The sequence below is a fragment of the Stenotrophomonas sp. 05L414_2 genome (genome assembly GCF_056397905.1).
This window is the reverse complement of the sequence record NZ_JBFTOJ010000205.1, coordinates 1-6397: the sequence shown is the minus strand read 5'-3', so window position 1 is coordinate 6397 and position 6397 is coordinate 1. Positions and strand designations below refer to the sequence as shown.

Sequence of the window (6397 nt, the reverse complement as noted above, 5' to 3'; positions counted from 1 at the left end):
TGGCCAAGGCRCTGAASGTSGTSGGCCTGATGAACACCCAGTTCGCGATCCAGACCGATGAGGAAGGCAACGACRYSATCTTCCTGCTGGAAGTGAATCCGCGTGCCTCGCGCACCGTGCCCTTCGTGTCCAAGGCCACCGGCATGCCGCTGGCCAAGATCGCGGCCCGCTGCATGGCCGGCAAGACCCTGGAAGAGCAGGGCGCCACCAAGGAAATCGTGCCGGACTACTACTCGGTGAAGGAAGCGATCTTCCCGTTCGCCAAGTTCCAGGGCGTCGACCCGATCCTCGGGCCGGAGATGCGCTCCACCGGTGAGGTGATGGGCGTGGGCCGCAGCTTCAACGCCGCCTTCGCGCGCGCGCAGGAAGCCGGTGGCATCAAGGCGCCGCCAGTGGGCAAGGCGTTCGTGTCGGTGCGCGACCCGGACAAGAAGCGCGTGCTGCCGGTGGCCAAGGCCCTGCTGGCGCGTGGCTACAGCCTGGTTGCCACCCGTGGCACCGCAGCGTGGCTGCAGCAGCACGGCATGGACTGCGAGATCATCAACAAGGTGGTCGAGGGTCGCCCGCACATCGTCGATTCGATCAAGAACGGCGAGATCGTCTATATCGTCAACACGACCGAAGGCCGTGCCGCGATCAACGACTCGTTCTCGATCCGTCGCGAGGCACTGCAGCACCGTGTCACCTATTCGACCACCATTGCCGGTGCCAAGGCGCTGGTGGATTCACTGGAATTCCGCGGTACCGGCCCGGTCTGGTCGCTGCAGGAACTGCACAAGGAGTTGAACGCATGAGAGCACCCATCACGATGAAGGGCGCGCAGCGTCTGCGCGACGAACTGGATCACCTGAAGTCGGTCAAGCGTCCGAAGGTGATCGCCGCGATCGCCGAAGCGCGCGAGCACGGCGACCTGAAGGAGAACGCCGAGTACCACGCCGCGCGCGAGGAACAGGGCTTCATCGAAGGCCGCATCAAGCAGCTGGAAGGCGAGCTGTCGCACGCCGAGATCATCGACGTGAGCAAGCTCAATGCAGGCTCCAAGGTGGTATTCGGGGCCAGCGTGATCCTGGCCGACGTGGAATCGGACGAAGAGAAGAAGTACCAGATCGTTGGTGATCTGGAAGCGGACATCAAACTCGGCCTGATCGCGATTTCCTCGCCGGTCGCCCGCGCGATGATCGGCAAGCTGGAAGGTGATTCGATCGTGATCGATGCGCCGGCCGGCCAGCGCGAGTACGAGATCGTCAGCGTCAGCTACCAGGACTGATCCGTGGCGACGGCAACCCTGCTGTTGCCGGCACGCAGCCGCTTTGCGGTGGCTGCATTGCCGGATGACGTGGCGCGCGCCCTGGGCCGCGCCACCACCTCGCAGGGCGACGCCGGCGAACGCGCGCAGCTGCTGCGCCACTTCACGGTGGCCGCGCCGCACTGGCCGGTGGCCGCATTGACCCGCCAGCGTGACGTCGGTGATGCCGCCGGCGCCTGCTGGCTGCGTGCCGATCCGGCCTGCATGGTGCCGGACATGCATGGCGCGCGGATGATGGGCCACGGCGAAACGCTGCGGCCCAGCCTGGCCGATACGCTGGCGTTGCTGCCCGTGCTGCAGCCGCTGTTTGCGGATGCAGGCTTCGTGCTGGATGCACCCGATCCGTCACGCTGGTACCTGCGCCTGCCCATCGGTACTGAACTGCCGGAGTTCGACAGCCCCGACGAGGTGCTGGGTGATGACCTGTTCTCGCACCTGCCGCCGGGCGAGGCGGGCCGTCGCTGGCGCGCACTGATGACCGAAGCGCAGGTGCTGCTGCACACCCACTCGTGGAACCAGCAGCGCGCCGCGCAGGGCCAGCAGCCGATCAATTCGCTGTGGTTCTGGGGTGGTGGCGTGATGCCGGTATCGGTGGCCACGCCGCACGCGCAGGTGCGCAGCCGCGATGCGCTGCTGCAGGGCCTGGCCCAGGCCGCAGGTGTCGCGGTGGATGGCGAGCAGTCGGTCGATGCACTGGTCGACCTGCGCCAGCTGCGCTCGCTGCAGCAGCTGGGCAACGATGCAATCCGGCCGCTGCTGGCCGCGCTCAAGCGTGGCGAGCTGCAGCGCCTGGTGCTGGATTTCGAGGACGGCCTGCAGTTCCAGCTGGATCGCGGCCAGCGCTGGCAGTTCTGGAAGAAGCCACGGCAGCTTCACGACGCCTGACGGGGTGGTAGCGCCGGGCCATGCCCGGCGGATGCCCTAGCGCGATTCCGTAACGTAGGTCGGCAGTTGCCAGTGGCGCTGACCGGCGCCCAGGCAGTGCCGGCCGACGAAGGTTGCCGCCAGCACCAGGCGGGCTCCATCCCAGGCCCAATGCCGGTCTATCCCGCAGCGGTCCGTAGCGCTTGCAAAGCCTTCTTCAAGGAACACGGCATGCGGGTAGAGCGGGAACAGCGTGGATGCAGTGATCAGCACGGGCGCAAAGGGCGTTCGGTCGCGGATCACCCAGCTGCCGGCTGGCCGGATGTAGCGGCCGGTCGTGCAGTTCAACATCGCCAGCACATGCGTTGCATCGATCCGCTCGATGCGCAGGTAGCGGGAAGAGGCTGCAGCGCAACCCGCGCCGGCCTCGGCGCGCGGTAGCAGCGCTTGCAGTAGATCGGCACGTTCGGCCAGCGCGGCATCCTCGTCGTGGGCTTCAACCAGCAGCGGTGGCGGCACCAGGCGAGGTGCCACCCGTGCGGCCGGCACGTGCGATTCCGGCCGCAAACCCTTGCCCACCAACGCCCCTGGGGTGTGCAAGCGGCCCTGTGCCTCGTCCATCTTCAGCAGCAGTGCGGCATTACCGCTCTCTGCCAATGGCCATGTCTGGCCCGCCGTGTCGGTCATCCTGACCGGCCGCCCGCGCCCCAGTGCATCCAGCAGCGCCTGCGCATGTGGCGGTGCCAGAGCCAGGCCGGCCTCAAGCGCATCCACCGGGCCGATATCACCCAGGTCCGCGCCATCCACATGCAGCCGCAGCCGGCCCTCTGGATGCACCCGCGGGCTGCGGGGCGCGCCGTCACTGCCATCAGCCAGCGACAATCGCGCCGTCACGGGGGTGTCTGGTCCAGCGGCACGCTCGATGAGCACGCCCAGCATCAACGCGGCCGGTGGGCCGAACGCCACCATCCGGCAGGTGCCTGTGTTGTCGCACGCCAGGTGTCCGTTCTGTTCAAGGAACGTGAACTGCGCGGGCGTGCCGGCGAAGCTGACAGGTGCCAGCGTCAGTGACGCCAGCGCCAGTAGAGGAAATCGAAGCGTAGTCATGTTCCAGGCTTCCGGGTCAGCGGACCGTGCTGACAAGCGTCGGCAGCGTCCAGTGCCCGCCCGCCACGCCACGACACAGGCCGGTACTGAATGCACTGCTTGGCTGGAATCTGCGGCCATCCCAGGCCCAGTCCCAGCCAGAAACGCAGTCGCCGATGCCGCGGCCCTTGTAGCGCGCGTACAACGTGCGATCGGAGCGCGAGAAGCCTTCTGCCTCCAGCGTGACCGTCTCAGGTGCGAACGGCGGCTGATCGCGCGCGATCCAGAAGCCATTGCTGTAGTTGTACGCGCCCATCTGGCACAGCGCCTGCACCAGTACATGATGCTCGTCGAGCCGCTCGATCACCATGTCCGGCGTCCCCTTGTACTCGATCAGGCGCGGACAGTCGTCGTTGTCGCCGAGCGTGGCAATCAGCGCGTCGCGCAGCGCTTCGCTGCTGCCCAGCTCGCTATCGCCGGGGCGGCCGGCCGCCAGCGCGCCGCGCACGATCACCGGCTTGGCCACTGCGGCGGGCACGCTCGCTTCGGCACGCGTGCCGCGGCGTACCAGCGCACCGGGCGTGCCCACGCGCCCTTGGACCTCGTCCATTTTCAGCAGCACCGCGGCGGCACCACGATCGGAAATCGGCCAGCGCGTGCCCCTGCTGTCGATCACCTCGATACGGGCCTGGCCGGGCAGGGCGGCCAGCAGGCCTTCTACCTGCGCCGGCCGCAGCATCACTGCCTCGTCGGCCCCGGTGTCCTGCACTGGGCCCAGATCACGGCCGTTCACGTGCAGGCGCATTGAACCTTCAGGCACTGCACTTTCGCCATCCTCACCGACCCGCAGCCGCGCCTTCACTGCCGTCCCGGGGCCGCCGGCACGTTCCAGCATCAGGCCCAGCAGGCTGTCCGCCTTTTCAGGGCTGTAGCCGGCTGCACGGCAGGTGCCGGTGTTGTCGCAGGCCAGGAACCAGTCGTGGTGTACGAACTCGATACCGGGGGTTGGCGGCGTGTTTGCGGCCTGGGAAGCAAGTGGCAGCAGGAGGCTGGCAAGCAGTACGGACAGCAGGCGGTACATGGCGAATTCCGTTTCAGAAGCGAACAAGCATGGGCGATCGCCACGCTTGCGCCAAGCCCGGAAGAGCCTGGCGAGCCGAGCGGGGTATCATGCGCGGGTCTTCCGCAACCCGGCGATGCCGATGTCCCTTGCCGCCGATGCTGTGCTGCCGTCTTCCGATACGCCGATGATCCGCCGTCGCGATGCGGCCGTGCCCGGTAGCTGGCCGGAGGGCACGCTGCCCCTGCTGGCCCGCCTGTATGCCGCACGTGGTGCGCACACGCCGGAGCTGGCCCTGCCCAAGCTCGGCAACCTGCATGCGCCGGAACTGCTGACCGGCATCGACGCAGCAGTGGACCTGCTGGTGCAAGCCATCGCCGCCGACAAGCGCATCCTGGTAGTCGGTGATTTCGACTGCGACGGCGCCACCGCCTGCGCGGTCGGTGTGCGTGGGCTGCGCATGCTCGGCGCGCAGCACGTCTTCCACGCAGTGCCCAACCGCATGGTGCACGGCTATGGTCTGTCGCCGTCTCTGGTGGACGAGCTGGCTGCGCTGCAGCCGGATCTGCTGGTCACCGTCGATCACGGCATTGCCTGCCATGCCGGCGTGACCGCGGCCAAGGCGCGTGGCTGGCAGGTGCTGGTGACCGATCACCATCTGCCCGGTCCACAGCTGCCACCGGCCGATGTCATCGTCGACCCCAACCTCGACGGCGACGCCTTCCCCAGCAAGGCGCTGGCCGGTGTCGGCGTGATCTTCTACGTGCTGATGGCGCTGCGCCGGCAGATGCGCGAAGCGGGGGTATTTGCCGATGGCAAAGGGCCGGACCTGACCACGCTGCTGGACCTGGTGGCGGTGGGCACAGTGGCCGACCTGGTGGTGCTCGATGCCAACAATCGCGCCCTGGTCAGTGCAGGATTGCGCAGGCTGCGCAATGGCCAGGGCTGCGTCGGCCTGAAGGCATTGATCGAGGCCAGCGGCCGCGATGCCGCACGCCTGACCGCCACCGACATCGGCTTCGGGCTCGGCCCGCGCTTGAACGCGGCCGGTCGGTTGGAAGACATGGCATTGGGTATCGCCCTGCTGCTCACCGAAGATCCGCGGCAGGCCCGCGACATCGCGCAGACGCTGGAACAGATCAACGCCGAGCGGCGTGCGGTCCAGCAGTCGATGACCGATGACGCCGAACACGCGCTGTCGCGGGTGGTGCTCGATACCGCAGGGCAGCGCCCGGTGGCGGCCTGCCTGTTCGATGCTGATTGGCACCCCGGCGTGGTTGGCCTGGTTGCTTCGAAGATGAAGGATCGCCTGCATCGGCCGGTGATCGCGTTCGCGCCGGCCGAGCCGGGCGCCGACACCCTGCGCGGCTCGGCGCGTTCGATCGCCGGCCTGCATATCCGTGATGCGCTGGCGCTGGTCGATGCGCGCCATCCCGGCTTGATCGAGCGCTTCGGCGGTCACGCGATGGCCGCCGGGTTGAGCATGCGTCTGGATCATCTGGCTGCCTTCGAAGCCGCGTTCGTCGCCACCGTGCTGGAAATGCTCGACCCGGCTGCACTGCAGCAGCAGGTGCTCAGCGACGGCGAACTGGCCGCGGACGAACTCGATCATCGCCATGCCGATGCGCTGCGTTTGGCGGGTCCATGGGGGCAGGGCTTTCCCGAGCCGCTGTTCGATGGCCACTTCGAAGTGGCCAACTGGCGCGTGCTGAAGGAGCGTCATCTGAAGCTGGAACTGCGCCTGCCCGGCGTACCCGGCACGATCAACGCGATCCATTTCGGCGGCTGGCACGGCAATGCGCCCGGTCGCCACGTGCATCTCGCCTACCGGCTCGCCTGCGATGACTATCGTGGCGGCGCCGCCATCCAGCTGATCGTCGAGCACTGCCTGCCGGCGTAGTCCATGCCGGGCATGGCCCGGCGCTACCGCTTCGGAAGGGTCAGCGTACGTCGGTCACCCGCGTCGGCAGTTCCCATGTACCCCCGGGAACGCCGCGACACAGGCCGCCACTGATCGCCGAGGTCGCGACGAAGCGGGTGCCATCCCAGGTCCACGTTTCATCCGACACGCAGTCGGCCAG

7 protein-coding genes are annotated in these 6397 nt (G+C 67.8%); 4 read left to right on the top strand and 3 right to left on the bottom strand.

Going from position 1 to position 6397, the window contains the following annotated elements:
* The 3 genes from AC1DJN_RS19780 to AC1DJN_RS19770 all read left to right on the top strand — a co-directional run.
* The coding region (locus AC1DJN_RS19780; protein WP_478039905.1) for an ATP-binding protein at window positions 1–794 on the top strand (794 nt) is incomplete at its 5' end.
* Between the two features lie 8 nt (window positions 795–802).
* Window positions 803–1267, top strand: a complete 465-nt coding sequence (gene greA, locus AC1DJN_RS19775) for a transcription elongation factor GreA (protein WP_025874725.1) — start codon at window positions 803–805, stop codon at window positions 1265–1267.
* 3 nt (window positions 1268–1270) lie between these two features.
* A complete protein-coding gene (locus AC1DJN_RS19770) occupies window positions 1271–2191 on the top strand; it encodes a phosphoglycerate mutase (RefSeq protein WP_025874723.1) in 921 nt (306 codons plus the stop codon).
* 36 nt (window positions 2192–2227) lie between these two features.
* On the opposite strand, the gene AC1DJN_RS19765 is transcribed toward AC1DJN_RS19770, so the two are convergent.
* Both AC1DJN_RS19765 and AC1DJN_RS19760 read right to left on the bottom strand, forming a co-directional pair.
* A complete protein-coding gene (locus tag AC1DJN_RS19765) occupies window positions 2228–3277 on the bottom strand; it encodes a DUF1176 domain-containing protein (RefSeq protein ID WP_442252242.1) in 1050 nt (349 codons plus the stop codon).
* A gap of 16 nt (window positions 3278–3293) precedes the next feature.
* Window positions 3294–4337 (bottom strand): DUF1176 domain-containing protein, encoded by a 1044-nt coding sequence (locus tag AC1DJN_RS19760; RefSeq protein ID WP_442252241.1) that lies wholly within the window; start codon window positions 4335–4337, stop codon window positions 3294–3296.
* Between the two features lie 121 nt (window positions 4338–4458).
* Between AC1DJN_RS19760 and recJ the strand changes: the two genes are divergently transcribed.
* Window positions 4459–6216: a single-stranded-DNA-specific exonuclease RecJ gene (gene recJ / locus AC1DJN_RS19755; RefSeq protein WP_282280136.1), complete on the top strand. Its 1758-nt coding sequence runs from the start codon at window positions 4459–4461 to the stop codon at window positions 6214–6216.
* 40 nt (window positions 6217–6256) lie between these two features.
* Here the strand turns inward: recJ and AC1DJN_RS19750 are convergent, their stop codons facing one another.
* Window positions 6257–6385: a hypothetical protein gene (locus tag AC1DJN_RS19750; RefSeq protein ID WP_478039908.1), complete on the bottom strand. Its 129-nt coding sequence runs from the start codon at window positions 6383–6385 to the stop codon at window positions 6257–6259.
* Window positions 6386–6397: the final 12 nt, after the last annotated feature.